Genomic DNA, 25114 nt, shown 5'->3' on the forward strand with positions numbered 1-25114 from the left:
CTTATGGATCTCGTTATAAAGTCAGAATGTGCCCTCCGTCAAAGAAATAAAGCGCACACCCTTTTACCTTCGTTTGAGCAATTTGTTCAACGGCCCTTGTGTACAGCTGAATTTGCGTTTCATATCTCTTTTTCAGGATCGGGGCTGCTCCTTCAAAGCCGTGCTGGAATTTACCCTCAATTCGGTCTGTTTTATAGTCCAGCAAATATAAGCCATCCTCTGTTTCGTAGAGACAATCGATGATCCCCTGCACCAATAGCGGCTCATCCGCCTCTTTCGCATCAGGATAAATCTCTTTTGCCGGAAGCGCCAAACTGAATGGAACTTCGCGGTTCTTCCATTTAGCGCCGATCAGTTTTTCGCCAATTTCCGTATGGAAAAATTGAACGATTTCCTCAATATTGATAGCGGATTGCTGTTCTTCGGTGAGCAGCTCTTTTTCATAAAGATGCTGCACTGTCCGTTCCGCTTCTTCTATCGTCGGCACATGTGTCAGCGGAATATGCTGCATGACCGTATGCATAGCTGTTCCTTTTTCTGCTGCTGTCAGGCCTTTTTTCATCATGAAAGCCGGGCGTCTGTACAGAATGCTTCCATCAGCCGGTTTAACGGGCGCCCGTCCGCTGTATTCGTCTTCGTACTCTCTTCTTCTTTTAATCTCAGAAACGGACTGCTTCGTGCGAATGTGTGTCACCTCGTGATACGAATACTTCCAGGCCAGCCGCTCGCGAGCTTTTTCCTCAAATGCAAACGGGCCGGGAACCGGTTCACCACGGCGGATCGCTTCAAGACGTTCGCTTTTTTCTTCCAGTCTCTCTTCCAGCTCATCATCAAGCAGATCATATGAATGGATCATTTGAATAGCAAAGCGGGCCGGATGGCCTGATATATCAGAAACCGCTGCCGCGCCGCCCTCAGCCAAAGACTCCAAGTCTCTGTGTCTGACAAGAGCAGGTCCGATGAAATCCAAATACGTTTTCGCCTGATAGCGGTCAAATTCCGGCAGAAGCCAGTCAGCTTGGGACGCGGATGCCTGCCATTTTGCCAGCTGTTTCTGATGATCCTTGCATGAGCCTACAAGAAACAGCTTTTCCTTTGCCCTCGTTAAAGCAACATAGAGGACACGCAATTCCTCAGACAGCAGTTCCCTGCGCATTTTTTTCTTCATCGCGATGAGCGGAAGCGTCGGATAGCTGATGCGCCATTCAGGATGGATAAATTTCGTGCCAAACCCAAGCTCCTTGTCCAGCAGGTAGGATTTGTTGAGATCCATCATGTTGAAATTCCGGCCGAGTCCCGCTGTGAAGACGACTGGAAATTCGAGTCCTTTGCTGCTGTGAATCGTCATTAAACGGACAACATCCTCCTGTTCGCTTAACGCTCTCGCCGTTCCCAGGTCATCACCGCGTTCCTGCATGCGTTCGACAAACCTCAAAAAGCGAAACAGGCCGCGAAATGCCGTCGATTCATATTGGCGCGCCCGGTCATAAAGGACACGCAAGTTAGCCTGGCGCTGTTTTCCGCCCGGCATCCCGCCGACATAATCCATATATTTTGTGTCGCGGTACACTTCCCAGATCAGCTCGGACACCGAATGGTTTTTCGAAAAAGCGCGCCACTTTTGTAAATGTCCGTAAAACGTTTGCAGCTTTTGATAGAGCTCATCGTTTCGGTCGCCGGCTGCCAGATAGTCTTTCATTGCTTCATAGTACGGCGCCTTTTTGTTTTCAAGCCGGATCAAAGACAGCTCGTTCTCGTCAGCACCGACAATCGGTGAACGCAGAACGGAAGCAAGCGGAATATCCTGATACGGGTTATCAATCACCTTCAGGACAGAAAGCACCACAGACACTTCCACCGCATCAAAGTAGCCTGATGTTAAATTGGCGTAAACCGGTATGCCCTGAGCTCGCAGTTCCTCCATGATTTGCGGCGCCCACGGCATGGATCGCAGCAAAATCACGATATCGCGGTATTGAATATTGCGGTGTGTTTTCGTTTTCCCGTCATATACCTTAAATGGCGATGAGATCAGCTTGCGTATTTCCTTGGCGATCGCTTTTGCTTCGAACTGCACCGTTTCCAGCTCTTCCGCTTCCTCGCCTGCGTCCGCCTCCTCTGACTTGTCAATCAGCAGCAGCTCTGTTTCCGTTTCATTGTTTTCCGGATACGCCGCTCCGAGTTTCAGCTCAGCCTGTTCATCATAATCGACCTCGCCGATTTTGCCGCCCATCAGCTGTTTGAATAAGAAGTTTGTGCTGTCTAAAATATCAGCTCTGCTTCGAAAGTTTTTGTTCAAGTCGATTTTCCGGCCTGTACCTTCTCCGCTCTCTGTAAACCGTTTGTACTTGGAGAGAAAAAGAAGCGGCTCCGCAAGCCTGAATCGATAAATCGACTGTTTGACATCTCCTACCATAAACAGGTTGCCTGTCTCTTCCGGCCCGCTTGTGACGAGCTGAAGAATGGATTCTTGCACCAGGTTGGTGTCCTGATATTCATCGACAAGCACCTCATGAAACTGCTCTTGATAAAATCTAGCCGCCTCACTCGGCTCACGTTCGCCTTTTTCGTTCACAGCGGTCAAGATAGACAGGCAATAATGCTCCAAATCAGAAAAATCGATGAGCGACTTCTCCTGCTTCGCGGCTTCAAACCGTTTCCCGTAGCTGATCACAAGCTGGACGAGTGTTTCAATGACAGGCTCCATCTCAGCCAAACTTTTTACATGCTGCTCCGGGCTTCTGGTGAAGTAATCGGTTTTGAGTTTTTCAAGCAGTTTTTTGGCGCCATTTCTTAAGTCTGTCGCTTCATCAAGCAAGACGGGATCAAACTCGTCCCCCTTCACCGCTTTTGCACGCTTAAAGGAGACAGCGGGCACGCGCTGATAAAGTTCATTGAAGTCATCCTGATGCTGAATCAGGTCATCAATCTGCGAGAGATCATCGAGAAAATTTTCAGCGCGCGGCGCCGGCCCGCCCGGCGCTTTTGTCAGCTCAAGGGCACGCTGAAGCTTTTCCTTTGCTCCGTCCAGCACCATCGCAATATCTTCTTTGACATACGGATAAAACGGCAGTTCCTCGATCGCGCTCTTTTCTGTTACATCATACAAATGAACAAAACTTTTCAGCCATGTCTCCGGATCAGGGTGGGAACGGGAATACTCGTACACCTGTTTCACGAGATATTGCAGATCTAAGTCATGCCGGTCAGTCGTGTAGCGGTCGACAAGCTCAAAGAACGCCTTATCACCCTTTGCATATTCATCCTCAAACAGCTCATCCAGCACCTCGTCCCCGAGAAGCTCGCCTTCTGTCTGATCAGCAATCCGAAAGCCCGGATCAAGATCAATCAGGTAGTAATATTTTTTCAGCACCTGCAGGCAAAACGAATGAAGCGTTGAAATGCTGGCCCGGTTTAATAGGGACAGCTGGCGTCGGATATGCAGTGATCCTGGGCGTTTTACCAGCTCTTTTTCCAGTGCATCCGCGATCCGGTGTTTCATCTCTGCCGCTGAGGCGTTTGTAAAGGTGACAACGAGAAGCCGGTCTACATCAATCGGATTTTCTTTCGCCGTGATTTTCCGGATCATTCTTTCGACAAGAACAGCGGTTTTACCGGAGCCTGCCGCCGCTGCCACAAGGATATCCTGGCCGGTTGAGACGATGGCATTCCACTGGTCATCTGTCCATGTGCTGTCTGCCGGTTTAGGAATGTTCATTGCCATCAGCCTCCTTCTTTATCCAATCAAGTACCGTCTTGTCCTTTTCGGCCTTTAACAGACGATACTCGTTTTCTTCTAATGATTCATCAAATTGGCATACTGATTTGAACGCACAGTATGTGCAAGGCGTCTTGTTCTTCATTTTATACGGCTCAATGGATACGCGCCCGTCAGTGATTTGCTCGCCTGCTTCTTGGAAGGTGCGGCGCACATGCTTCGTCAACAGCTCAAATTCTTTTTCACCGACTGCCGCTGAATCCGATCTGAGTGAGCCGTCTTTCTTCAGGCCCGCATTGATGATATTTGATCTTCCTTCTTGAAGGGTTGTATCCATGAGGCGAATCGCTTCCTGATCACCGAGGAGGAGGCCCTTCATCTTAAATTTCTTAAAAATTTCCTGTTCAATTTCATCAAGTCCGAGCGGAAGATTCGATTGTATCATCGGGTCATGAATATGGAAATACAGCACTCCGGCCGGCGTGGCTTTCATTCCTAGCCAGTCTAACGAATGTGTAATCGATAAATCCAGATACGTCAGCATTTGCAGCGCAAGTCCGTAATACACTTCCGCCAAGTCAAGGCCTTTATCGCTGGATTTATAGTCGACAATTCGGAGGAGCAGGCCTTTAGAGCTTTCCGCTTTATCCACGCGGTCAATCCGCCCGACGAGCTCCATCGTACAGCCGTTTTTCAGCTTAAAGGTAAGCGGCGGGAGCGGGCCCTTTCCGCCAAAGCCCAATTCAAGGCCGATCGGCACGAATCCGCTCGCTTTCGCATGCTCGCTTAAAATGCCGGACACGCGCGTGACAATTTTTTGCAGTTTTTCCTTCACGTAATAATGTCTGTTTGAACTGAGCAGAATTTCTTTTTGCAGTTTCGGAGCCAGCCGCTCGACCGCATCATAAGAAAACAGCTCGCACTGCTCCTTCGTTAGGTCGCGCCAATCTATTTTGTGCTCACGCAGCCGGTCTGAAATCAGTTTTAAACTCGAATGAAAGAGCTGCCCGATATCCGGTGCTTCAAGCTTGAAAAATTGACGTTCCTTCAGATGCAGCCCGTGGGACGCAAAATGGGAGAACGGGCAAGCGTTAAAGGTTTCCATCCTCGACACACTCCCTTGAATGCGTTCACCATAGAGCTGTCTCGATACAGAGCGTTCAAGCTGCTTGACTTCATTTCGGAAAAACAGGCTAGAGAAAAGCTTTTTCGACTCCAGCCTGTCAGGTTCATTCATCAGCGCATTGTACGCGCTCCACCAGACATCACTGATCTCATATTCCCTCGTCCATAATCTGAGCTGGCTAGCGGTGTATGATTGTGCCACGCTTTTATTGACAAGGTACATAAGCTGTTCCTCATCGCTGACCTGCTCCGGTTCATTTGTCAATAGACGCTCACGATGCTGCGGAAACAGTTCTTCCAGCCTCTTGATTATAATCGACGGCAAAAGCGTTTTTCCTTCCGCATCAGCAATCGGATACGTCACATAAAGGCGGTCAGACGGGCTTGAAAGCGCCATATAGATGAGGAAATGCTCATCAAGCAGACGCTCCCGCCCGCCGGAGGAAAGCTCAATACCTATCGTTTTCAGCCACTCACGATCATCATCCGACAGCACCCCGTTTTCGTCAGGGCGAGCCGGCAGGACGCCGTCGTTTGCCCCGATCACAAAGGTGCATGAGGTGCCGTATATTCTGGACAAATCCATATTGCCGACAAACACCTGATCAAGCGCCGGAGGGATGAGAGAGAATGTCAGCGACTCTGCACCGGTCTCCATCATTTGCTGAAACAAATCGAGAGAAATGTCATCTTCGCCCATCATTTCCACAAACTCCTCAAGCAGCTGAATGACTGCATCCCACGCCTGCTGGTGCTGCTGCGCTTCAATGATTCTGCCGTCTTCCTCAGCCCTCTGTCTTTCCTGATCCAGCTTCAGCGGCACATCCGTCTCTTCTAAATAACGGTAAAGCGCCTCCGCCTTCTCTTGAACCGTTTTTGCTTTTTTCATTCGTTTCTGCAGCTGGAACAGCGGCGGAACAATCCAATCGCGCGTGTCATTCAGCATGTTTTCCATTTCGATTTCTTGATCGGTCTGCGCAAATTCATCATCTAACGACACAAAACGTCTGTAATGGAAACGATCGCCCTTTGTCCAGCGATCGCCTTTGATGCCGTAAGCGATACAGTAATTCTCCAGCTGATCAACCTGCTCTCTTACCTTGGCCTTCGGCTGGTTAAGCGGGAATAACAGTTCGGTTTTCACGCAGCGGAACACCGCTTCATAACGCCAATTTCCCTTTAATACGTCAAGGCTTGACCGGATAAATTCTACTAACGGGTGGTTCAGCATAGATGTTTTCCCGTCAATAAAATAAGGAATCTCGTAATCTGCAAATACTTCCTTGACCATATCCTTATAGTCTTCAGGCTGACGCGCTAGAATCGCCATATCCTTGTAGCGGTAGCCCTTCTCTCTGACAAGGCTGTGGATTTCCCGGGCAATACCTTCCAGCTCTGCTCGTCTGTTAGCGGCCTGCATCACGGTAAAAGCCTCTTGTTTCTCAGCAAACGGAATAACCGGACGCGCTTCATACTGTGCTTCTAAATGGGCTAATTCCGGTGCGCGCTTGTGCCGCTTTGATTCATCAAGCTCTTTATAGGTGATGTCCAGATTCAGTTCCTTTGCCGTCTGGTGCAGGCGATAATACGTTTTTCCCGTCATTCTGAACAAATCAAGTTCCTGCGGCTCCCCCTCATGTGACGGCTTGTCCGCTGTGAGTGAAAACGTGATATGCTCTGCCTGAAGCATAAGCTGCTCTAACACCCTGAATTCCTGCGGTGTAAACTGATAAAAGCCGTCTACATAGACATGTGCCCCTTTCAAATCTTCCGCCTGCGGGATATGCTCTGCCAATAGCGTCAAATAATCCTCAGAATGAAGATACTGATCCTCAAGGCTTTTTTCCATCTGCTGGTACAGGATCGATAAATCATGAAGCTTTTCAGATAAAACACGTTCCCCCCGATACTCGGAAGCTGTTCCGCTATCCGCCATCCGGCGAATATCTTCCGGTTCCAGACAGTATCTCTTAAACTCAGTCAGCATCCGTTCTACCTGTGCGGTAAAACCGCTTTTATCACTTGCTTTTTGATAGACTTTAAACTCCTGTTTGTGCTCTTCAATGAGCTTCCGCAGGAGCATCTGTACGCCCGTGCTCGTAAGAAACGGCCTGCTCATTCCTCCCGTATGCTGAAGGACGCGCCAGGCCAGTCGTGAAAAGCTGAAGACTTGAGCACGAATCATGCCGCCCGTATCAGGCGTTTTAGCAAGCTCGTATTCCATTAAAAACGTCATTTGATCCGGGACTAGAAAAATGATCGGTTTCCCGAATGGAGCCCGGCGCAGTTCATCTTGAATGCTGTCGATGATCAGCTTCGTTTTTCCACTCCCGGACCTGCCTACTAAAAACTCTGCTCCCAAATTAGAAGACCCCTCTCTTTTTATCTGTTTATATTTTATCGAATATTGACGAAAATGACCAATCTGATCTATTGGTAAAAACGGCCTTTTCATTTATAAGAAGCTGAATTTCTCCGCACATGTTTTCTGGCCTCACATATACTTTTACAGAAGCCCAATTCCTTAAGAACGGAGTTGAACCCCCTTGTATTACAGCTATTTTCCTTATCCAGCGCAATACCGGGAAGACCCTGTTTTGATTCAAAATCTCCAGAAAGCCATCAACGGAGAATTCAGCGCGGTTCAATGCTACCGCAGGCTTGCTGAACTTGCCCACCCTGCTGATGTCAGAAAACAAATTGAAGAAATCAGGCGCGATGAGATCCGCCATCTCCGTGATTTCTCCTCATTATACGGAGCCATTACAGGCAAACCTATCATGCCGAAACAAACAGAGAAATGCCCGGACACTTTTACAAGAGGACTTGATGCCGCTTTTAAAGATGAACAGAAAACCGTTGACTTTTACTTACGCGCAGCTGAGGAAACCTCAAATGTAAAGGCAAAGGGTATCTTTACGCGCGCCGCACGAGATGAACAAAACCATGCTGTCTGGTTTTTATACTATTTGATGGATCGCTAGCACCCGATTTTGATCGACACGATCAGATTATATTTACACCCTCTCCCCCTAAAACACACTCCACTGTTTTTCTTAACCTCAGCCGGGAAACATAAAATCATACACGAACATATGAGGGGGAATCAAGCATGCAGCAAACCATTGAAGCTTGTATCGAATGTATGGAAGCTTGCAACCATTGTTTTACAAAATGTTTGGAAGAAAGTGCGCACCACGATCTAAGCGGCTGCATCCGGCTTGACAGGGAATGTGCGGATATTTGCACGCTGGCAGTGAAAGCCATGCAAACGGACAGCCCCTTTATGAAAGAAATTTGCGCACTTTGCGCCGATATTTGTGAAACCTGCGGCACTGAATGCGAAAAGCATGATCATGATCATTGCCAAGCGTGCGCGGCGTCTTGCTTTGCCTGCGCCGATCACTGCCGCAAAATGGCTGCGTAACGAAGCATGAGAGGGGTCAAATGAGAGCCCTCTTCACTCTTTTGACAGCCATACAGAGTAAAAATCAATCCACCCCTCTTCATCGAGCATCAGACCCTCAACAGTTTCACTCGATGCAACCTCAAGCACATTTTGATACAGCGGAATCGCGCTGACATCGCCTATAAGCTGACAGTCAATTTGTTTTACTATATTCATTCTGGAAGACCTGTCGGGCAATGAGAAAAACCGTTCTATCATTTCTGAAAATGTCCGTTTCTGTTCATCTGAAAGATGCTGATGCAAAAAGCTGTTCTCCGAAAGCAGCAAATGCAAAAAACCAAACTCGCTTTCTTCATAAAACGTTGCGCTGTCATGAATGATGTCAGCCATTTGTACGATTTCCGGGCGGCGCAAATCGGCAGCAGCACAAAATTCCAGGTCAAGCCTAATACCGTTCCGTTCACAAACCTCTTGAATCCATGCTGCGTCCTCGCGATGATCCGTTTCAGAAAAAGTAAACAGTGACAGCGTTTCCCCCGCATATCCGCTTTTTTTCATTAATTCCGCAGGTGAAGCGTCTCCCCAGTCAAAAGGTGCCGGGTGAAAAAAAGATGATACCGGAATGCTTCTGTGTCCTCCCGCCTCACGAACGAGCTGTTCAGATGAAATCAGCAGCCGAAGGGCTTTTCTCAAGCTTGGATGCTGAAGCGGCCCTTTCTTTCTGAGGTTTAGTGACAAATATTGAACATGCCGTTCTTCAAAAACAGTTTGCCGCTCAGGAGGTTTCTGTTTTTCTCGAAGGGTAAATCCGTACATATCATCTGCTTGCTCAGAAAACACAAACTCAATACGATCTAAGAATGCCCGGCCCTTAAAATAACGCTCGTTGGCTTGAAGAATGAGCATGTGTTCGTCATGCTGAACAAGGCAAAAAGGCCCCGTCCCATTCACCCCGCCGTTCGTTTCTGCCGGCAGGATAGACAGCCGTTCATCACAAAGGATATACGGCAAAAGCTCATTCGGCTGATCGAGCTCAATGTCCACGCAAAAAGGCCCTTTCTCTGAAATCCGTTCAACACCTTTCAGCAGCCACTTATATGGATTTTCATCATGATCCATAAAACGCTGAAACGTAAATACAACATCCCTTGACGTCAATGGCTTTCCATTATGAAAAGAAACGCCTTTCCGAAGAAAAAATCGCCACCGTTTTTTCCCCGCCTTATTCCATCCGTGGATTAAATGCGGCTGCGGCTCTCTCTTTTCCCGATCAAATCGGAGCAGTGTATCATAAATCTGCTTGACAAAATGGCCCTCTGACCGCAGAAAGATCCTGCACGGATCAAAACTGCTTACCGCTGCTGGAGCTATAAACAAGCGCAGCACATCCTGTTCACCATCCTGTCCGGTTTCTGTTACAAAACCGAACACCTCAGAAAACCACATGTCATACATATTTTGAATCCCCGGAAACGCCGGCTGATAATGTTCAAGCAGTTCTTTTGCTTTTTCAAGTTTACCGGCTGTTGTATATTCCTTGGCAGTTTGAAGCAGCAAATCTTCCGGCTGACGGAGAAAAGCGATTTTTGATTTATGGCCGCGCCCCGATCCGCTTTCGCGAATGATCCACTTTTTGCTCTCCATCTTATGTAAAATCAGCTTCGCATTTCTCTCTGTACAATATAAACATGCCGCAATCTCACTGAGCGGCATTTCCTTCATCTGTCCCGGTTCGCCGCTCTCAGCTTTTGCGAGCGCCACATAGTGGTCAATCAGCTTCAATCCCTGCACCTCCTGACAAAAAAGGGGAATCTTTTTCTCTTATTTTCTTCTCTTTTTGGCCAGCCGCCTCTTCTATACACTACTACTATATCAAACAGCGAAAGGCGGAAATCACATGTTTATCCTCTTCCAATCAATTAAATCCCGCTACACAGCACCCGTTTGGCTCCGATTTTTCGGCGAAATGCTGACAAGCCTGACAGGGGCCATGATGGGGCCGTTTATGGTGCTGTATCTGCATGAGCAATTAAACGGAAGCGTGATGCTTCCCATGCTTATCATCAGTCTTCAGCCCTTCGCTGATATTTGCCTGACACTCATAGCGGGAAGGGTGACAGATCAGCTCGGACGGCGAACAGCGATCCCTACTGCCCTGCTTCTGCAAACAGCGGCAATGGCGGGTTTTGTTTTTGCTCACGATGCATACTTTTTCGCTTTTCTTTATATCCTCAACGGCATCGGAAGATCCCTGTACATTCCTGCATCACGCGCACAGATTGCCGAAAGCACGCCGGAAAGCAGACGTTCGGAAGTTTTTGCCGTCATCAATGCCATCTACTCAGCAGGCTTGACAGCAGGTCCGCTGCTTGGGCTGCTGCTGTACGCTCATGATCCCGTTTGGATATTTGCACTAGATGCCGCGGCGCTGTTCATTTATTTTCTTATCGCCGCCTTTAAATTACCAGAAACAAAGCCGCTAAAAGCAGATCATCCCGCAGCATTATCCGCGCGTTTCACAAGATATCGGCCTGTTTTGATCCTTTTGCTGCTTTCTCTCCCAATCAGCATGTTATACGCGCAAACAGAAACGACATACAGGCTGTTCAGCAAAAATAAGTTTCCTGATTACCTGTCCATGCTGGCAATCTACTCGGCGGCAAAAGCTTTATTAAGCTTTGTTCTTCAAGTCCCTTTAGTAAAATGGACAGAAAAATTTCCGATGAAAACGATTCTTCTCATCACCTATATCAGCTATTCACTTGCGGCCGCCGGCTTTGCATTCTCAACATCTTTGACGCTGCTTATGCTGACTGCGGCCGTGATGACGGTTGGAGAAAGCATCGGACTCACTCATATCCACACCTTTATTTCCCGGCTTGCGCCGCCCCATATGCTCGGCCGTTTCTATGCGATATACGGCTTGCATTGGGATATTTCACGGTCAATCGGACCGCTGGCCGGCGGACTGATCCTGACTTCGTTTGGCGGAGAAATCATGTTTTCCACTCTTTCCGTGTGTCTTCTCGCCGCCGGTTTCTTGCAGTCTCATATCATGGAGAGGATTGAATATAAGGTCATAAGAAAAATCAATGGCTGACAGAAAAAAATTCATAATTTCATTATCAATAAAAATATACTATAGTAATCATACATTCACTACATGAACAATTGGAGCTTAATAGGAAGAAGGGTTTTATATTGAAGAAAGACAAAAATCTCCTCACAGATCTATGGTTTATCGCAATCAGTGCAGCCGGGGGGTTTATTCTTTCGTTAACCGGAATATCGATCGGGTGGATGATCGGAACGCTGATTGTCGCCTGCTGTCTTGCTATGATACGGCCGGCTTGGCTGATGATGGCGCCAGACCAAAAAGGAATTAACCGCCGGTGGCTCGCTCTCGGGCAGATGATCCTCGGCATTGAATTGGGCCAAAAGCTGAACCTATCCGTTCTGTCTGTCCTCAAAGATCATTGGTTTTCGGTCGGCATCATGCTGATTTTATCGATACTTCTTGCCATGCTGTCAGGCTATGTGCTTTGGCGTTTCAGCAAAACGGATATGATGACCAGCTTTGTCGGCACGGCTCCCGGCGGACTGTCCGCCATGCCGAGTATTGCTCAGGAGGTCGGTGCCAATACCGCTATTGTCAGTCTCGTTCAAATGATGCGGGTGCTGCTCGTGGTCCTGTCTATTCCGTTTTTGGTTATCCTGATTTACGCTAAACAAGATGGCCCTGCAAATGCCGCAACACAAACGGTATCCGCTGCCACGACAGAAATCGGGCTCGCTCCCGTACTGTGGACCGGCGTTCTCATTTTCGTTGCCTGGGGAGCTTGTAAAGCGGCAAAATATTTAAAATTTCCCGCTCCGTGGCTGCTCGGCAGTATGCTCGGTGTAGCGGCCGTGCACATAGGCGGCGCTTCAATAACAGGCCATGACATGCTTACATGGTGGCCGTCACAGGCCAACCATCTTTCGCAGATATTTCTGGGGGCTACAATCGGTTCTAAGATGTACAAAAGCATGTTTGCCGGCGTTACACGTATCATGATCGTCGGTTTCATTTCATCAGTCGGCTTAATTGCCGCTATGCTTTTAAGCGCGGTGATCGTTTCCAAACTGACAGGGATTTCGCTGATCACCTCTGTTTTGGCATTTGCACCCGGCGGCATTGCAGAAATGGCGACGACGTCTGTTACATTGCATGCCGATTCCACCTTTGTCGTTGCGGTTCAGGTCATACGCGTCATCCTTGTCATCGCCCTCTTGCCGCCGTTTTATCGTCTGCTTCACCATCTTCACGGTGAAAAAAAAGGCAAAGAGAGTTCGATAAGCGGCAGCAATGCCTAGTTGGAAAAAATCTTCATATGGTCGTCTTTAGGAAGAAAAGGTTTGGGGTGACTCTATTCTGTAGAGTATGGAAGACTTCAAATGGAGAAGGTAAATGAAATAAAAGGATTCAAGAACTTTTAAATCGCTAACCATTAAGATGGGGAAATGTAAGTGTAAAAAGCATCAATCCAGATATTTCGTTGTTGTGAATGCTTTGATTGAAATTGCTGACACAAATGAATGATAAGTAAAAATGGATACAGCGTATAGAGCAATGAGTAATGAAGAATCTTTAAATAGAGCGACTTTTGGTATAAGAGCATCCATAAGAATTCCCAAAAACAGGATTCCTGATTGAAAAAGAGGTTACATATGAATAACCTCTTTTTCTATACAAAGATAAAGAAGTGAAAATCTCTAGTTACGTTGATTCTCTTATAATAAGATTTGTTGGCAGTTTAATAATTTTTCTGTTTAAAGAAGTGTTACCCGAAATACACTCGATTATTTTCAACACAGCCTGTTGACCTAATTCTATTATGGGAATATCAATTGTTGTTATGGTCGGAGTAACTACTTGGCAAATCGATTGATTGTCAAAACCAATTACAGCTAAGTCTTCTGGAACTTTAAAGCCATTTTTTATCGCCTGTTTAATAATCCCTGCGGCGACTTGATCATTTCCTGTAAATATTGCTGAGGGTCTGTCCTTTAGTTCCTTTATCTTATGAAAAACACGAAAGCCATCCTCTATATTAAACAATTCGCCGAATATCCATTCGTTTTTATGATGTAAATTGTAATCTTGTAAAGCTTTCAAGTAACCCTCTTTCCTCTGACATTGAGCTTCGCTATATGGAGTATCAAAACAAAATCCAATTTTTTTATGTCCTCTTTCAATTAAATGTGCTACCCCCATGTATGCGGCTTCAAATTCATCATACCCAATGATCGTTATGTCCGCTGAGTGATGATATTCATTACACAATAAGATAGGACCATACTTTAAGAAAGGGGATATCTTATCCCATTCATTTTCTAAAGTTCCAAGAATAATGCCGTCAACTTCTTTGTGTTTCAATAACTCTAATAGCTCTAGCTCTGTCTGTTTGTCATAAAAGGTTTGAAATACAATGACCTTGTAATTTTTAAACAGTGCTTCATGAGAGACCCCTTTAATTAATTGAGCAAAAAATGGATGATCGATACTCGGAACCGATAAAGCTATCGTTTGTGTCTTATTTCTCCTAAAATTCCGAGCTAAATAATTGGGAGTGTAGTCAAGATCGTTAATAGCCTCTAAGATCATATCTCTTTTTTCTTTTGATACATAAGGATGATTATTCAATACTCTTGATACTGTGGTTTTAGACACATTGCACAATTTTGCTATTTCATCAATTGTAGGCATATTTTCCCTTCCTCAAAAAAGTTATTGACATGTTATCGGTTTCAGAAATTAGGATAAATTTGTAACAAATTTTCCAGATTAAAAATCATTGGAGGTACTGTTCATGCAAAAACAGGTTAAAGTTTCAGGTAAAAGTAAGGAAAACATGTTACTACTAAAACACTTAAAAGGTGACTTACAAGGAAAAGAACTTGTTATTGAAGACAGTATTGTAAACGAGCGGTGGAAACAAGTATTAAAAGAAAACACAGATATTGAAAACGACCTTTTCAACTACCAAAAGAATCGTGAAATCAGTAAAGTCCCTTTTATGCCTGTAGATAGATTAATAACCAATGATGAAGTGGATGATATCTTAAATACTTTAACTAAAGTTTTGCCAACTGGAAAATTTACGAGTGGTTCCTTTTTAGATCAATTCGAAAAGGTTTTATCAACATATTTACATAAAAGGTATGTAATTGCAACCAGCAGTGGAACGGATGCTATTATGATAGGATTATTGGCTTTAGGGTTAAACCGCGGGGATGAAGTGATCATGCCAGCTAATAGCTTTTCAGCTACTGAAAATGCTGTGTTAGCTTTGGGAGGCGTTCCTATCTATGTAGATATTAACCCGCAAACATTCTGCATCGATCCTAACAAAATTGAGGAAGCAATAACTCCTTATACAAAGTTTATTCTACCTGTGCATTTATACGGAAAACATTCAGAAATGAAGCATATCCGTCAAATCGCAAATCGTTATCAATTGAAAGTAATTGAGGATGCTTGCCAAGGAATTGGACTGACAGACTTAGGAAAGGATGCAGACATAACCACATTAAGTTTTAATCCATATAAGAATTTTGGTGTATGTGGCAAGGCTGGAGCAATAGCAACTGATAATGAAGAACTCGCTAAAAAATGCATTGAATTTAGTTATCATGGTTTTGAAGTAAATGTGAAAAATAAAAAAGTCATCGATTTTGGACTTAACTCAAAAATGGACAATTTACAGGCAGCAATTGGTTTAGAGAGGATTAAGTATCTTTCATTAAACAACTTCAAAAGACTATTTTTGGCGGATAGATATATTACTCAATTAGCAGAATTACAGAATAATGGTCTTATTGAATTACCAGAATTAAGTGAAGATCATGTGTGGCATCTGTTTCCTATTAAGGTAAGAACAGAAGATAGGACAGATATAATGACTAAATTAAATGAAGATTTTGGTGTTCAAACAGATGTATATTATCCAATACTGTCTCATATGCAAAAAACTCCTTTAGTACAGGACAAGTATACAAAACTCCAATTGGTTCATACGGAAAAGGCTCATAGTCAGGTACTGCATTTGCCATTATATCCGTCATTTACTTTAGAAGAACAAGACAGAGTAGTGGAGGGTCTGTTTCATGTTATTAAGCAAGAAGTCAGAGTATAAAACGTTATCCAAGGTTGACCATCCTAAGTATATTGTTTTTTGTGATTTTGATGAAACGTATTTTCCGCATACAATCGATGAACAAAAGCAACAAGACATATATGAACTCGAAGACTATCTAGAACAAAAAAGTAAAGCTGGGGAACTACTTATCGGATGGGTTACCGGGAGCAGTATAGAATCTATTCTCGATAAAATGGGACGAGGAAAATTTAAATATTTCCCGCATTTTATAGCTAGTGATCTCGGAACTGAAATTACGTACTTTTCAGAGCATAATTTCGGACAGCAAGATAATGAGTGGAACAGTCGTATAAATGAAGAGTTTAGTAAAGAAAAGATTGAAATACTTGTGAAGCAGTTACATGAAAATCATAATATTCTTTTGAATCCCCAAACTCAATTAGGAAAGTCACGGTATAAGCATAATTTTTATTATCAGGAACAAGATGAAATAAGCGACAAGAAAAATTTATTAGCAATTGAAAAGGCCTGCGAGGAATACGGAGTTTCAGTTAATATAAATCGTTGCAATCCCTTAGCTGGTGATCCAGAAGACAGCTATGATGTAGATTTTATACCCATGGGAACAGGAAAGAATGAAATTGTAAAGTTTATGTTAGAGAAATACAACCTAAATACTGAAAAAGCTATCGCATTTGGAGATAGCGGAAATGATGTTCGTATGTTACAGGCAGTAGGAAATGGATATCTACTAAAAAATGCAACACAAGAAGCCAAAAATCTGCACCAATTGATAACCGATAGTGAGTACTCAAAAGGAATTACGAATACCTTAAAAAAATTAATTGGATCATGAGGAGGAAATAGAGTATGAAGAAGATTGGTATCATAGGTGCAGGTGGTATTGCAAGAGCGCACGCAACTGCTTTATCTACAATTAAAAATGCAGAGTTAGTAGGGGTGTATGACATAAATCAACAAAATGCGGAAAGCTTTGTGAAAACTTTCGGTGGGAAGACATATGAAAATGTAGATGAACTAATTGATGTCTCAGAAGGTTTAATTGTAGCATCTCCAAACTTTTGCCATAAAGAACATGCTTTGCAAGCATTAGCAAAACAAAAGCATGTATTGTGTGAAAAGCCTATGGCTATTTCTCTTGAGGAAGCAAGCATTATGAAAGATACTGCTGAAAGGTTAGACGTAAGAGCTAGTATGGGATTTAATTATAGATATTTGTCTTACGTAAATATCTTAAAAAGCTTAATTATCAATAATGAACTAGGTAACATCCTGTCCATAAAAGTACACTTCAAGAAAAATAGTGCACTTAGACGTAAGAAGTTTACTTGGAGAGATGACGCTAATAGTAAGAAGACCAGCGGGTCATTGGGGGATTTGGGTATTCACCTTATCGACATGGTATGGTATTTGTTTGAAAGTGATTTCATCACAGAATCAGTAAGGGCAAAGATGAACACAAATGTAAAAACAAAAGAGGATAAACAGGTACTTGTAGATGACTATGCAGAAATTTATGGTCAACTGAAGAACAAGGTATTTGTAAATATCATCACATCAAAATGTTCTGTACCTGAAGACTGCGGTTTTAGCATTGAGGTAGTTGGACACAAAAAAGAGTTTAAATACCACACAGGCAATCCTCACGTTTACAAGCTCATAGATGGCTTGAACGTGGCAGACTGCCCAGTGCCGCAAAGTCTATTAAACGATCCGCCAAACGAATTTTACGGTTGGGCTGATTCTTTTAGAAGCGAGTTAATCAATTGGATTTCATCAACTCAGAAAGATTGGGTTGAGATCCCTTCTTTTAACGATGGTTTTAGATCTCAGGAAGTATTAGAAATGTTCTTTGAGAAAGATAGCAACTCTCAAACAATGTCTGTTTTAGCAGTCAACTAGTATTTCGAAGAGATAAGTTACTGAAAAAGCAGGAATTTATTTTCCTGCTTTTTCATATAGGGGTGTAATGAATGTTAAGAGGGACATATTTATTTGGATATGCTTTCTTTTTCACAGTGGGTATTATCCATATATCAACAGGAAGTTTGACACCATTTCTTTTAGAGTCTTTTAACAAGACAACAGATGATATTTCGATCATCATTTTCTTTCAGTTTACTGGATTCCTAAGCGGAGTATTAATCGCACCGTTAATGATTAAGAAATACAGTCACTTTAGGACACTTACTTTAGCTTTGACAATAATGCTTGTAGCGTTAAGTATCTTTTTTCTCACTAAGGATTGGTATTATATTGTTGTAATGGCTTTTCTCTTAGGATATGGAGCAGGTACATTAGAAACGACAGTTGGTTCCTTTGTTATTGCTAATTTCGAAAGTAATGCAGAAAAAATGAGTAAGTTGGAAGTCCTCTTTGGATTAGGCGCTTTAACTTTCCCATTATTAATTAATTCCTTCATCAATATCAATAACTGGTTTTTACCATATTACTGCATATTCACCTTTTTGTTCGTCCTATTAGCAGGATGGTTAATTTTCTTATCCAAGAACCGAAAGTACGCTAAGAATGCTAACCAGCAAGTGGCCTTGCCAAATGCAGGAGCATTTCAATACTTTATAGGAGATAGAAAAAAATCAAAGCAATTAGGCTTTTTTGTATTTTTTGCTTTTCTATATGCTGGTATCGAAACAAATTTCGCCAACTTTTTACCTTCAATTATGATAAACCAAGACAATGAACAAATCAGTCTTATCAGTGTCTCCTTTTTCTGGGTAGGGATCATCATAGGAAGAATACTGATTGGTTTCGTAAGCAGAAGGCTTGATTTTTCTAAGTACCTCCTATTTAGTTGCAGTTGTTTAATTGTTTTGTTGATCGCCTTCTCTTATATTAGTAACCCAATACTTCAATTGGGTGGCACATTTTTGATTGGTCTAAGTATAGCGGGCATATTTCCCATTGCTTTAACACTAGCATCAATCATTATTCAAAAGTACGTTGACGAAGTGACAAGTTTATTTATTGCTTCGGCAAGTTTCGGTGGAGCGATCATCTCTTTCTTAATTGGATGGAGTTTAAATCATGATACGATCTTATTAACCATGGGAATATTTACAACGATGGCGGTCATTCTAGTAGGTATTTCTGTAAAGATTAGGAGAACTAAAACAGAAGACCCTATTTCACTTGAAAGCAAAGCTTCAAAAACACAGTAAAAAACGTGTAAATGAAAGATACTAATAGACATATCGTAAGTAAGAAGAGGACTTAATGTCCTCTTTTTTATCAGGAGAAAACAGTGTTTTAGCAAGGGAGATAGCAGATGATAGAAGTGATTGCGATTATGATTCTGTACATGTCCGAGATACGTTCAGGTGACTAGCAAAGGTATTTACAGAATTGTTTTATGATACATCCATAAATCAAGGTATACTAGCCTATTGCTCCCCATCAAAAATAATTCTAAAATTTCCTCAGCATATTCTGAGGAGGCATCAAAAGCCAAAGATCGAATTTTGAGATGAACCGAAGATGCATGTAAACTAAAGGAGAAATCATAAAATGAATAGGGGCGTTATGATGAAAAAGATTTTTAAAGGGAGTTTGCTGCGCGACAACCCCGAGAAAGCAATGCACTTATATTATGGAATATGTTTAGGAATCTGGCTGATTTATAATTTGATGACATCCAGCTCCCCTGGACTGCCGCTTATCATTTTAGCCGGAGGAAATCTGATTTACCTTACAATCTTGAAAAAGAAAGAAGAAACGTAAAAAACACCCACCTCAGTGCGTGTTTTTTATTTGAAAACGTTGTGAAACCCCTCTTCCATTTCTTCTGAGGACGGATACCATTTCGTCGCCAGATCCCGGAACAGCCTTTCCGCAAACAGAATCTCTTCCTCTGTATAACGGTCAAAAAAGGAGAGAAAACGCTGCTCAACCTTTTGATGATAGTATTGATGCAAGCTGTGCAGCTTCTTCCCTGCTGGCGTCAAACGGAAGTAGACCTCCTTCTTATTATCGCTGAGCTGTGTTCTGTGAAGGAAGCCGGCGCCAAGCAATTTTGTGCTGATGCGTGACACCGTCGCTTTTGTCGTATTCATTTTGTCAGCAATCGAAGTGACATTGATCGGCTCATGCTCCCCCACACAGGAAAGAACATGAATTTCTGTCATCGTCAATTGAGATTTTTGTCCGTGCTCCTGATCCAGCTTCTTCATTTCATCAGCCAAAAAGACTTTTATGAGCCCCTCCCATTTCTCCTGCTGATGAATGAGTTCCGCATATAATTCAAAAATGTTGCGTTTCGTATGGTCTTTATTCATCGGATTTTCCAACCTTTTTCATTCAATTGTTTCTTATATCATAACGTTTTGTTACAGATGAAACAATCGATTTGTGTTACACACGGCTGGCAATCGGCAGCCAGCGCCTGATACCTATTTGAATCACTTCTGCCGCATCTGGTCCGGAGGCATCGACTGCCCAGGCGGCATGGCCATCAGGCCGAACCAATACAGTATGCACGTCTCTCCACTCTTCACGCGGTTCTGCAAGAGAAGCACGCACTGTGTGTAAGCCTTTAAATGGGATATGGTCATTATCTGCTCCTTGTTTCAGTGACAGCAAAACGTATGCCCCGTTATGCAGGCAGTTATAGAGGCGTTCCATACTGCCATCAGGAAGCCGCAGTTCCACATCCGGAAGTCTTTTGCCGTTCAACCGATGCGGCGGCATGTTTTGGTCAGCTTCATACCCGACATCGATTGCAGAAATTTGGCCCGCTACAAAGCGATTCACATCGGGAAAAGCAAGCATATCGGACACCATGCTTCGCAAATGGAGACCGGCCTTAGTGAAATCCATCAGCTGCGTCTGCGCCTCTGTGTTCCGAAGAAGATCTTCCGCCACTGGATGCCGCTCTGCGTGATAGCTGTCCAAAAGCCATGAAGGTGCAGAGCCGCCGACAGTCGCCGCAAGCTTCCACCCAAGGTTCATGGCATCCTGAAGACCGACATTCAGCCCTTGGCCGCCAGCAGGAAAATGAATATGCGCTGCATCGCCCGCAAGAAAGAGTCTGCCGCTCCGATACTGTTTCGCTTGACGGAAGGCATTCCCGAATCGGGACATCCACGTAGGCTCGTTTAAGCCAAAATCAGTTCCGCAAATCCGGGTGAGATCTGTTTTCAGCTCCTCTTCTGTGACAGGAGCATCTTTCGGCGTCTGCGTGCGATAAGGGCTGATCAACACAACGCGGTACCGGTCAGGAGAAAGCGGAACAATCATGACTCCCCCCTCTTTCGTACAAAGCGACAAGACTCCTGATGGCGGCGGAGAAAGCAGCTTCACATCACCAAGAGTTGCAGTAATAGTGCTGTCTGTTCCAGGAAACGCAATTCCCGACTGTTTCCGAACGACGCTCCCTGCTCCGTCAGCGCCAACGGCAAACAGGCTGCTCAGCGTCCGCACAATGCCGTCCCGATCCTTGAAAATGGTTTGCACCGCCTCTTCGTTTTGCGTTACCGCTAGCACCTCTGCCCCTCGTAACACCTCTGCTCCCAGGCTCCGCGCACGTTCCTCAAGCAGCTGTTCAGTCTTGGCCTGCGGAAGCAAAAGCGTATAAGGACAACTCGTATCCAGACTGGAAAAATCAAGACGGGTATCGAGCATTGAAAAATGGCCTGAAGATATCTTTTTCCCACGAGACGTAAAACGCTCAAGCAGCCCTCTCATTTCAAAAAGCTCAAGCGTGCGGGGGTGCAGCGTCAACGCCTTTGAATACGGCACTGGCTGTTCAAGCCGCTCAAGCACGCATGTTTTTACCCCTGCCAATGCCAGCTCAGAAGCCAGCATCAATCCAACCGGTCCGCCTCCAATAATAACTGTTTCGTAATCCATCATGAGCTCCCTCCTTTTGTTTTATCTGTAACTAAACAAAAAGCCTAAGAAAAAAGAAATAAGTGTTATTACATATTTCATTTTGTTACGCGCGTAACAAAAATAATTATATCGGGTGACAAATGATCTCGCAACATATTTTTCCAATCAACAAAAAAAAAGACGCCTTTCAAATGGCGCCTTTTTCTCAGTGTACAGCTTCCTAATCCGAAATGACCCCGACAATGTCTTTTTCCCTGATCGGACCGAAATGCCGGCTGTCAAAGCTATATATGCGATTATCTCCGATTACAAAATATTGCCCCTTCGATAACGTCTTTTTCCCTGTCATTTCTTTCAGTGAAAAATCTCCCGTTACATGGCTTCCGGCAGATACAGATTTCAATGGTTTCAAAAATGGTTCAGCCACCTGTTTTCCGTTCACATACAGCTGATCGTCCTTATATTTGATCGATTCACCGGGCAATCCAATGACTCGCTTTATCAGCACTTTTTGATCAGGGCCTTTAAACAAAACAATATCAAAACGATGGATGGTTTTGAATCGATGTGAAAATTTATTGACCAACAGTTCGTTCCCTTCCTGAAAAGTCGGGTTCATGCTGATGCCTTCTACTTTGTAATCAATAAAGACGGCATTTTTGACTTGAATGGCGAGAACTACGGACACGACACCGGCAAGAAACCAAAACCGTTTTTTCATGTTACTGTCTCCCTCCATCATGCTCACGCTGGCTGGCTCTCACATGCAGATGCCGTTCCACCCTTTTGCCGACATACCATAAGACAGCAATCACCAGAACGGCAATAACCGTGCGAATCGGCTGTGTGATCAGCGCGTGAAGATCATATCCGATGAAGCTGATCATAAAAATCATGACGAGCTTTCCCGAGGCTGCCGCCAAAACAAACGGCCGCGTCCCGATCCTTGACAAACCGGCGACAACATTCACCGCGGCAGACGGTGTAAATGGAAAACAAAGCAGAAGAAACATCGGGCCAAAACCGTGTCTTTCCACCCATAACATAAGCTTTCTGACAGACGGATGCCTGCGGATGAATCCAAGAGCCCTTCTTTGTCCATAATGACGGACAATGAAAAACACGAGAATGGACCCCGCTGTTGATCCGGCCCATGACAGGATGAAGCCTTCCCACAATCCAAACGAATTTGTATTCGCCACCACAAAAACGATAAGCGGCAAAAACGGAAGAAATGCTTCAACTAAAGGCAGCAGCACAGCAATAAGCGGACCGAAAGCCCTATAGCTTTGAAATAATTCAGTTAAACGATCCTCTGTCAAATAGGATAAAAATTGCTCCAACGTTTATACTCCTCACCGGGTTTGTCTATCCTTATTCTACACATTCTCGGCGAAAAACTAAAAAGTTTTGGTGATTTTTTCTGTCTTGAAACATTTCACCAGCCGATATAGAATATAACAAGAACAAACGTTCCCTTGAGAAAGAAGGAGTAACCATGCCGCATTTGCAGCCGGAAGGATATGAATTAATAGAGCGGGCTCTCTTTTTGCCTATGGTCATTACCATTTTAAACCGCGATCTCGGCGGAATTGAGAAAAGCTCATTAAAATTGAAACACCCTTATATACAACTTATCAACGAATCATTAAAAATAGCACAAAAGGATCTGATTGAGGTCAGAAAAGAGCTGAGGAAAAGAAAAATCGCCATCCACGAGGCTGAGCGCGATGAAGCCTTTACGCTTTATTTATTTGTCATCGATGGCTACGAAGAAAAACACCGCTATTTTAACCCGCGAATCCGGGAGCAAGTAAGCAGTTTGTTAACATTCTATTTATTTGCGCCGGACTCGCCATGAGTCTTTCGAATCATTCTGTATTTCCCTCCTTGCGCCCCTCCCCCTTCTAGCTCCTCAAAATAAATTTCTGACAATTCGCACTATACAAACAAAATAAATTTATTTATAATTCGTACCACAGCCTTTCACTCCCCAAAAAATGACATGTGCCGCCAAATTAGCGACATGATTTGCAGCCTGCACATGACACGCACCGCCCAACTTTTGATCAAAGGAGGATTTTATGAAACTGATTCACATTCTTGCCGCTTTGCCCTTCATCGGACTTTTGCTTGGCATCCCTTTTGCAAACAAAGTGACACCCTATTTGTTTGGCATGCCATTCATTCTCGCCTATGTCGTCATGTGGGCTTTGCTGACCTCTGTCCTGATGGCGATCGTATATGTCCTCGACAAAGAAAATAAAAGGGAGGAAACAGAATGAACGCAGCTCTCATCATCATTTTCGGTGTCCTGCTATTCAGCATGCTTCTCGGCGTACGCGCCCAAAAAGGAAAAGACATGGACCTTGAGCAGTGGACGGTTGGAGGCCGCGGCTTCGGTACTGTCTTTGTTTTCCTATTGATGGCAGGAGAGATTTATACGACGTTTACATTTCTCGGCGGAAGCGGCTGGGCTTACGGAAAAGGCGGGCCGGCCTTTTACATCATCGCGTACGGCTGTCTGGCCTATATTCTTTCTTATTGGCTCCTGCCGGCGGTATGGTCCTATGCGAAACAGCATAAGCTGATGTCGCAGTCCGATTTTTTCATCAAAAAGTACAACAGCCCGCTGCTTGGTGTGCTCGTCTCACTTGTCGGCATTGCCGCGCTTATTCCTTATCTTGTGCTGCAGCTGAAAGGGCTTGGATTGATTGTATCGGAAACGTCTTACGGAAAAATTTCTCCTACTGCTGCCATTTGGATCGGCGTCATTTCAATCACAGTTTACGTTATGGTATCCGGCATCCACGGGTCCGCCTGGATATCCGTTGTCAAAGACATCATGATTTTGGCCGTCGTTTTATTCTTAGGCATATATCTGCCGATTCATTATTACGGCGGATTTCAAGACATGTTTCAGCAGATTGAAAACGCAAATCCCGGTTTTATTACCCTGCCCGAAACAGGGCAAAGTGCTGCATGGTTCAGTTCAACCGTGCTGCTGACGGCGCTGGGCTTTTATATGTGGCCCCATACGTTTTCCGCTTCCTATTCAGCAGTAAACCCAAAAGTCTTTCGAAAAAACGCCATTATTATGCCTTTATACCAGCTGGTCCTTCTATTTGTCCTTTTCGTCGGCTTTGCGGCTATCCTGCAAGTTCCCGGTCTGAAAGGCGCAGACGCGGATTTATCACTTTTGAGACTGTCTCTTCAAACCTTTGATCCTTGGTTTGTCGGAATCATCGGTGCAGCCGGACTGCTGACAGCGCTTGTGCCAGGTTCCATGATTTTAATGTCGGCCTCCACTTTGTTTGCCAAAAATGTTTATCAAGTATTTGCTCCCCGCACGACGGAACAGCAGGTGTCATTATTGGCTAAATGTTTAGTGCCTGTGATTGCGCTGATTGCTGTGTACTTTACATTCAAAGGCGGGAACACAATCGTTACGCTTCTCCTTATGGGATACAGCCTCGTCACACAGCTATTTCCGGCCCTGCTGTTCAGCCTGTTCAAGCATAAGATCGTGACCAAACAAGGAGCCTTTGCCGGCATTATAACGGGAGTCGGAGCGGTTTCTTATATTACGGTTACGGAAACAACAATCAGCACTTTATTTCCGGCGCTGCCGCAAGCGGCGAAAGACTTAAATGTCGGCATTGTCGCTTTGCTGCTGAATGTTACGGTCATGATGGCGGTCAGTCTCGTGACAAGAAAAACGAAAAGCGCAGCTGCTGATCAAGCCGCTTAAACAAGAAAAAAGCAATCTGGACAAGGGACTGACCCCATAAGATGAGACAAATAAAAAACACCTTCAAGTTTGAAAACGGATGATTGTTAGCCGAAATTAGA

Annotated in this window: 20 protein-coding genes; 12 read left to right on the forward strand and 8 right to left on the reverse strand. The window is 44.3% G+C overall.

Translation table 11 applies throughout. From position 1 onward, the window contains the following. Positions 1–13: 13 nt before the first annotated feature. Together addA and addB are read right to left on the reverse strand one after the other, a co-directional pair. Positions 14–3718, reverse strand: a complete 3705-nt coding sequence (gene addA, locus MTN95_RS12425; protein WP_248338335.1) for a helicase-exonuclease AddAB subunit AddA — start codon at positions 3716–3718, stop codon at positions 14–16. Continuing rightward, a complete protein-coding gene (gene addB, locus MTN95_RS12430; RefSeq protein WP_248338337.1) occupies positions 3705–7205 on the reverse strand; it encodes a helicase-exonuclease AddAB subunit AddB in 3501 nt (1166 codons plus the stop codon). The genes addA and addB overlap by 14 nt, the downstream gene beginning before the upstream one ends. A gap of 184 nt (positions 7206–7389) precedes the next feature. Between addB and MTN95_RS12435 the strand changes: the two genes are divergently transcribed. Together MTN95_RS12435 and MTN95_RS12440 are read left to right on the forward strand one after the other, a co-directional pair. Further along, positions 7390–7827, forward strand: a complete 438-nt coding sequence (locus MTN95_RS12435) for a ferritin family protein (protein WP_044156482.1) — start codon at positions 7390–7392, stop codon at positions 7825–7827. A 128-nt stretch (positions 7828–7955) separates the two neighbouring features. Beyond that, positions 7956–8270 (forward strand): four-helix bundle copper-binding protein, encoded by a 315-nt coding sequence (locus MTN95_RS12440; RefSeq protein ID WP_185848107.1) that lies wholly within the window; start codon positions 7956–7958, stop codon positions 8268–8270. A gap of 33 nt (positions 8271–8303) precedes the next feature. Here the strand turns inward: MTN95_RS12440 and MTN95_RS12445 are convergent, their stop codons facing one another. Continuing rightward, positions 8304–10034, reverse strand: a complete 1731-nt coding sequence (locus MTN95_RS12445) for an SgrR family transcriptional regulator (protein WP_248338340.1) — start codon at positions 10032–10034, stop codon at positions 8304–8306. 115 nt (positions 10035–10149) lie between these two features. On the opposite strand from MTN95_RS12445, the gene MTN95_RS12450 reads away from it, so the two are divergent. Together MTN95_RS12450 and MTN95_RS12455 are read left to right on the forward strand one after the other, a co-directional pair. Further along, a complete protein-coding gene (locus MTN95_RS12450; RefSeq protein ID WP_248338342.1) occupies positions 10150–11352 on the forward strand; it encodes an MDR family MFS transporter in 1203 nt (400 codons plus the stop codon). 101 nt (positions 11353–11453) lie between these two features. Further along, positions 11454–12608: an AbrB family transcriptional regulator gene (locus MTN95_RS12455; protein WP_248338344.1), complete on the forward strand. Its 1155-nt coding sequence runs from the start codon at positions 11454–11456 to the stop codon at positions 12606–12608. Between the two features lie 403 nt (positions 12609–13011). Here the strand turns inward: MTN95_RS12455 and ntdR are convergent, their stop codons facing one another. Next, positions 13012–14001, reverse strand: a complete 990-nt coding sequence (gene ntdR, locus MTN95_RS12460) for an NTD biosynthesis operon transcriptional regulator NtdR (RefSeq protein ID WP_248338346.1) — start codon at positions 13999–14001, stop codon at positions 13012–13014. A gap of 103 nt (positions 14002–14104) precedes the next feature. On the opposite strand from ntdR, the gene ntdA reads away from it, so the two are divergent. The 5 genes from ntdA to MTN95_RS12485 all read left to right on the forward strand — a co-directional run bounded on the left by ntdA (position 14105) and on the right by MTN95_RS12485 (position 19153). Continuing rightward, positions 14105–15430: a 3-dehydro-glucose-6-phosphate--glutamate transaminase gene (gene ntdA / locus MTN95_RS12465; protein ID WP_248338348.1), complete on the forward strand. Its 1326-nt coding sequence runs from the start codon at positions 14105–14107 to the stop codon at positions 15428–15430. Further along, positions 15402–16250 carry a kanosamine-6-phosphate phosphatase gene (ntdB, locus tag MTN95_RS12470; protein ID WP_202852676.1) on the forward strand — a complete coding sequence of 283 codons (849 nt, stop codon included), beginning with the start codon at positions 15402–15404 and terminating at the stop codon, positions 16248–16250. Before ntdA ends, ntdB begins: the two co-directional genes overlap by 29 nt. A gap of 14 nt (positions 16251–16264) precedes the next feature. Next, on the forward strand, positions 16265–17317 hold the full coding sequence (gene ntdC, locus MTN95_RS12475) for a glucose-6-phosphate 3-dehydrogenase NdtC (RefSeq protein WP_185848113.1): 1053 nt from the start codon (positions 16265–16267) through the stop codon (positions 17315–17317). A gap of 71 nt (positions 17318–17388) precedes the next feature. Continuing rightward, positions 17389–18594 (forward strand): MFS transporter, encoded by a 1206-nt coding sequence (gene glcP / locus MTN95_RS12480; RefSeq protein ID WP_248338350.1) that lies wholly within the window; start codon positions 17389–17391, stop codon positions 18592–18594. Positions 18595–18958: 364 nt separating this feature from the next. Next, positions 18959–19153, forward strand: coding sequence for a hypothetical protein (locus MTN95_RS12485; protein ID WP_181185654.1), 195 nt, complete (start codon positions 18959–18961; stop codon positions 19151–19153). Between the two features lie 26 nt (positions 19154–19179). Here the strand turns inward: MTN95_RS12485 and MTN95_RS12490 are convergent, their stop codons facing one another. The 4 genes from MTN95_RS12490 to MTN95_RS12505 form a co-directional block, all read right to left on the reverse strand. Beyond that, entirely contained in the window at positions 19180–19707 is a 528-nt protein-coding gene (locus MTN95_RS12490; RefSeq protein ID WP_248338352.1) for a MarR family transcriptional regulator, read from the reverse strand. Between the two features lie 76 nt (positions 19708–19783). Next, positions 19784–21283 (reverse strand): monooxygenase, encoded by a 1500-nt coding sequence (locus MTN95_RS12495; RefSeq protein WP_248338354.1) that lies wholly within the window; start codon positions 21281–21283, stop codon positions 19784–19786. A gap of 199 nt (positions 21284–21482) precedes the next feature. Then, positions 21483–21983, reverse strand: a complete 501-nt coding sequence (gene lepB, locus MTN95_RS12500) for a signal peptidase I (protein WP_248338356.1) — start codon at positions 21981–21983, stop codon at positions 21483–21485. A 1-nt stretch (position 21984) separates the two neighbouring features. Beyond that, positions 21985–22605, reverse strand: a complete 621-nt coding sequence (locus tag MTN95_RS12505; protein ID WP_024120823.1) for a TVP38/TMEM64 family protein — start codon at positions 22603–22605, stop codon at positions 21985–21987. Positions 22606–22760: 155 nt separating this feature from the next. On the opposite strand from MTN95_RS12505, the gene MTN95_RS12510 reads away from it, so the two are divergent. From MTN95_RS12510 to MTN95_RS12520, 3 genes are all read left to right on the forward strand, one after another. Then, entirely contained in the window at positions 22761–23123 is a 363-nt protein-coding gene (locus tag MTN95_RS12510; RefSeq protein WP_059293093.1) for a YhjD family protein, read from the forward strand. 223 nt (positions 23124–23346) lie between these two features. After that, the gene (locus MTN95_RS12515; protein WP_105953789.1) at positions 23347–23547 is read left to right on the forward strand and encodes a DUF3311 domain-containing protein; all 201 of its coding nucleotides are present in this window, start codon (positions 23347–23349) and stop codon (positions 23545–23547) included. Continuing rightward, the gene (locus MTN95_RS12520; RefSeq protein WP_248338359.1) at positions 23544–25013 is read left to right on the forward strand and encodes a sodium:solute symporter family protein; all 1470 of its coding nucleotides are present in this window, start codon (positions 23544–23546) and stop codon (positions 25011–25013) included. Before MTN95_RS12515 ends, MTN95_RS12520 begins: the two co-directional genes overlap by 4 nt. The last annotated feature ends 101 nt before the right edge of the window (positions 25014–25114 follow it).

The sequence above is a fragment of the Bacillus sp. 2CMS4F genome (assembly GCF_023161785.1).
Lineage (GTDB): Bacteria > Bacillota > Bacilli > Bacillales > Bacillaceae > Bacillus > Bacillus halotolerans.

Bases quoted from the DNA above. Each gene is read 5' to 3' on its own strand.
- addA (WP_248338335.1), bottom strand. From the start codon at position 3,718: ATGAACATTCCTAAACCGGCAGACAGCACATGGACAGATGACCAGTGG.
- MTN95_RS12440 (WP_185848107.1), top strand. From the start codon at position 7,956: ATGCAGCAAACCATTGAAGCTTGTATCGAATGTATGGAAGCTTGCAAC.
- MTN95_RS12450 (WP_248338342.1), top strand. From the start codon at position 10,150: ATGTTTATCCTCTTCCAATCAATTAAATCCCGCTACACAGCACCCGTT.
- ntdR (WP_248338346.1), bottom strand. From the start codon at position 14,001: ATGCCTACAATTGATGAAATAGCAAAATTGTGCAATGTGTCTAAAACC.
- ntdA (WP_248338348.1), top strand. From the start codon at position 14,105: ATGCAAAAACAGGTTAAAGTTTCAGGTAAAAGTAAGGAAAACATGTTA.
- ntdB (WP_202852676.1), top strand. From the start codon at position 15,402: ATGTTATTAAGCAAGAAGTCAGAGTATAAAACGTTATCCAAGGTTGAC.
- ntdC (WP_185848113.1), top strand. From the start codon at position 16,265: ATGAAGAAGATTGGTATCATAGGTGCAGGTGGTATTGCAAGAGCGCAC.
- glcP (WP_248338350.1), top strand. From the start codon at position 17,389: ATGTTAAGAGGGACATATTTATTTGGATATGCTTTCTTTTTCACAGTG.
- MTN95_RS12485 (WP_181185654.1), top strand. From the start codon at position 18,959: ATGAAAAAGATTTTTAAAGGGAGTTTGCTGCGCGACAACCCCGAGAAA.
- MTN95_RS12490 (WP_248338352.1), bottom strand. From the start codon at position 19,707: ATGAATAAAGACCATACGAAACGCAACATTTTTGAATTATATGCGGAA.
- MTN95_RS12495 (WP_248338354.1), bottom strand. From the start codon at position 21,283: ATGATGGATTACGAAACAGTTATTATTGGAGGCGGACCGGTTGGATTG.
- lepB (WP_248338356.1), bottom strand. From the start codon at position 21,983: ATGAAAAAACGGTTTTGGTTTCTTGCCGGTGTCGTGTCCGTAGTTCTC.
- MTN95_RS12510 (WP_059293093.1), top strand. From the start codon at position 22,761: ATGCCGCATTTGCAGCCGGAAGGATATGAATTAATAGAGCGGGCTCTC.
- MTN95_RS12515 (WP_105953789.1), top strand. From the start codon at position 23,347: ATGAAACTGATTCACATTCTTGCCGCTTTGCCCTTCATCGGACTTTTG.
- MTN95_RS12520 (WP_248338359.1), top strand. From the start codon at position 23,544: ATGAACGCAGCTCTCATCATCATTTTCGGTGTCCTGCTATTCAGCATG.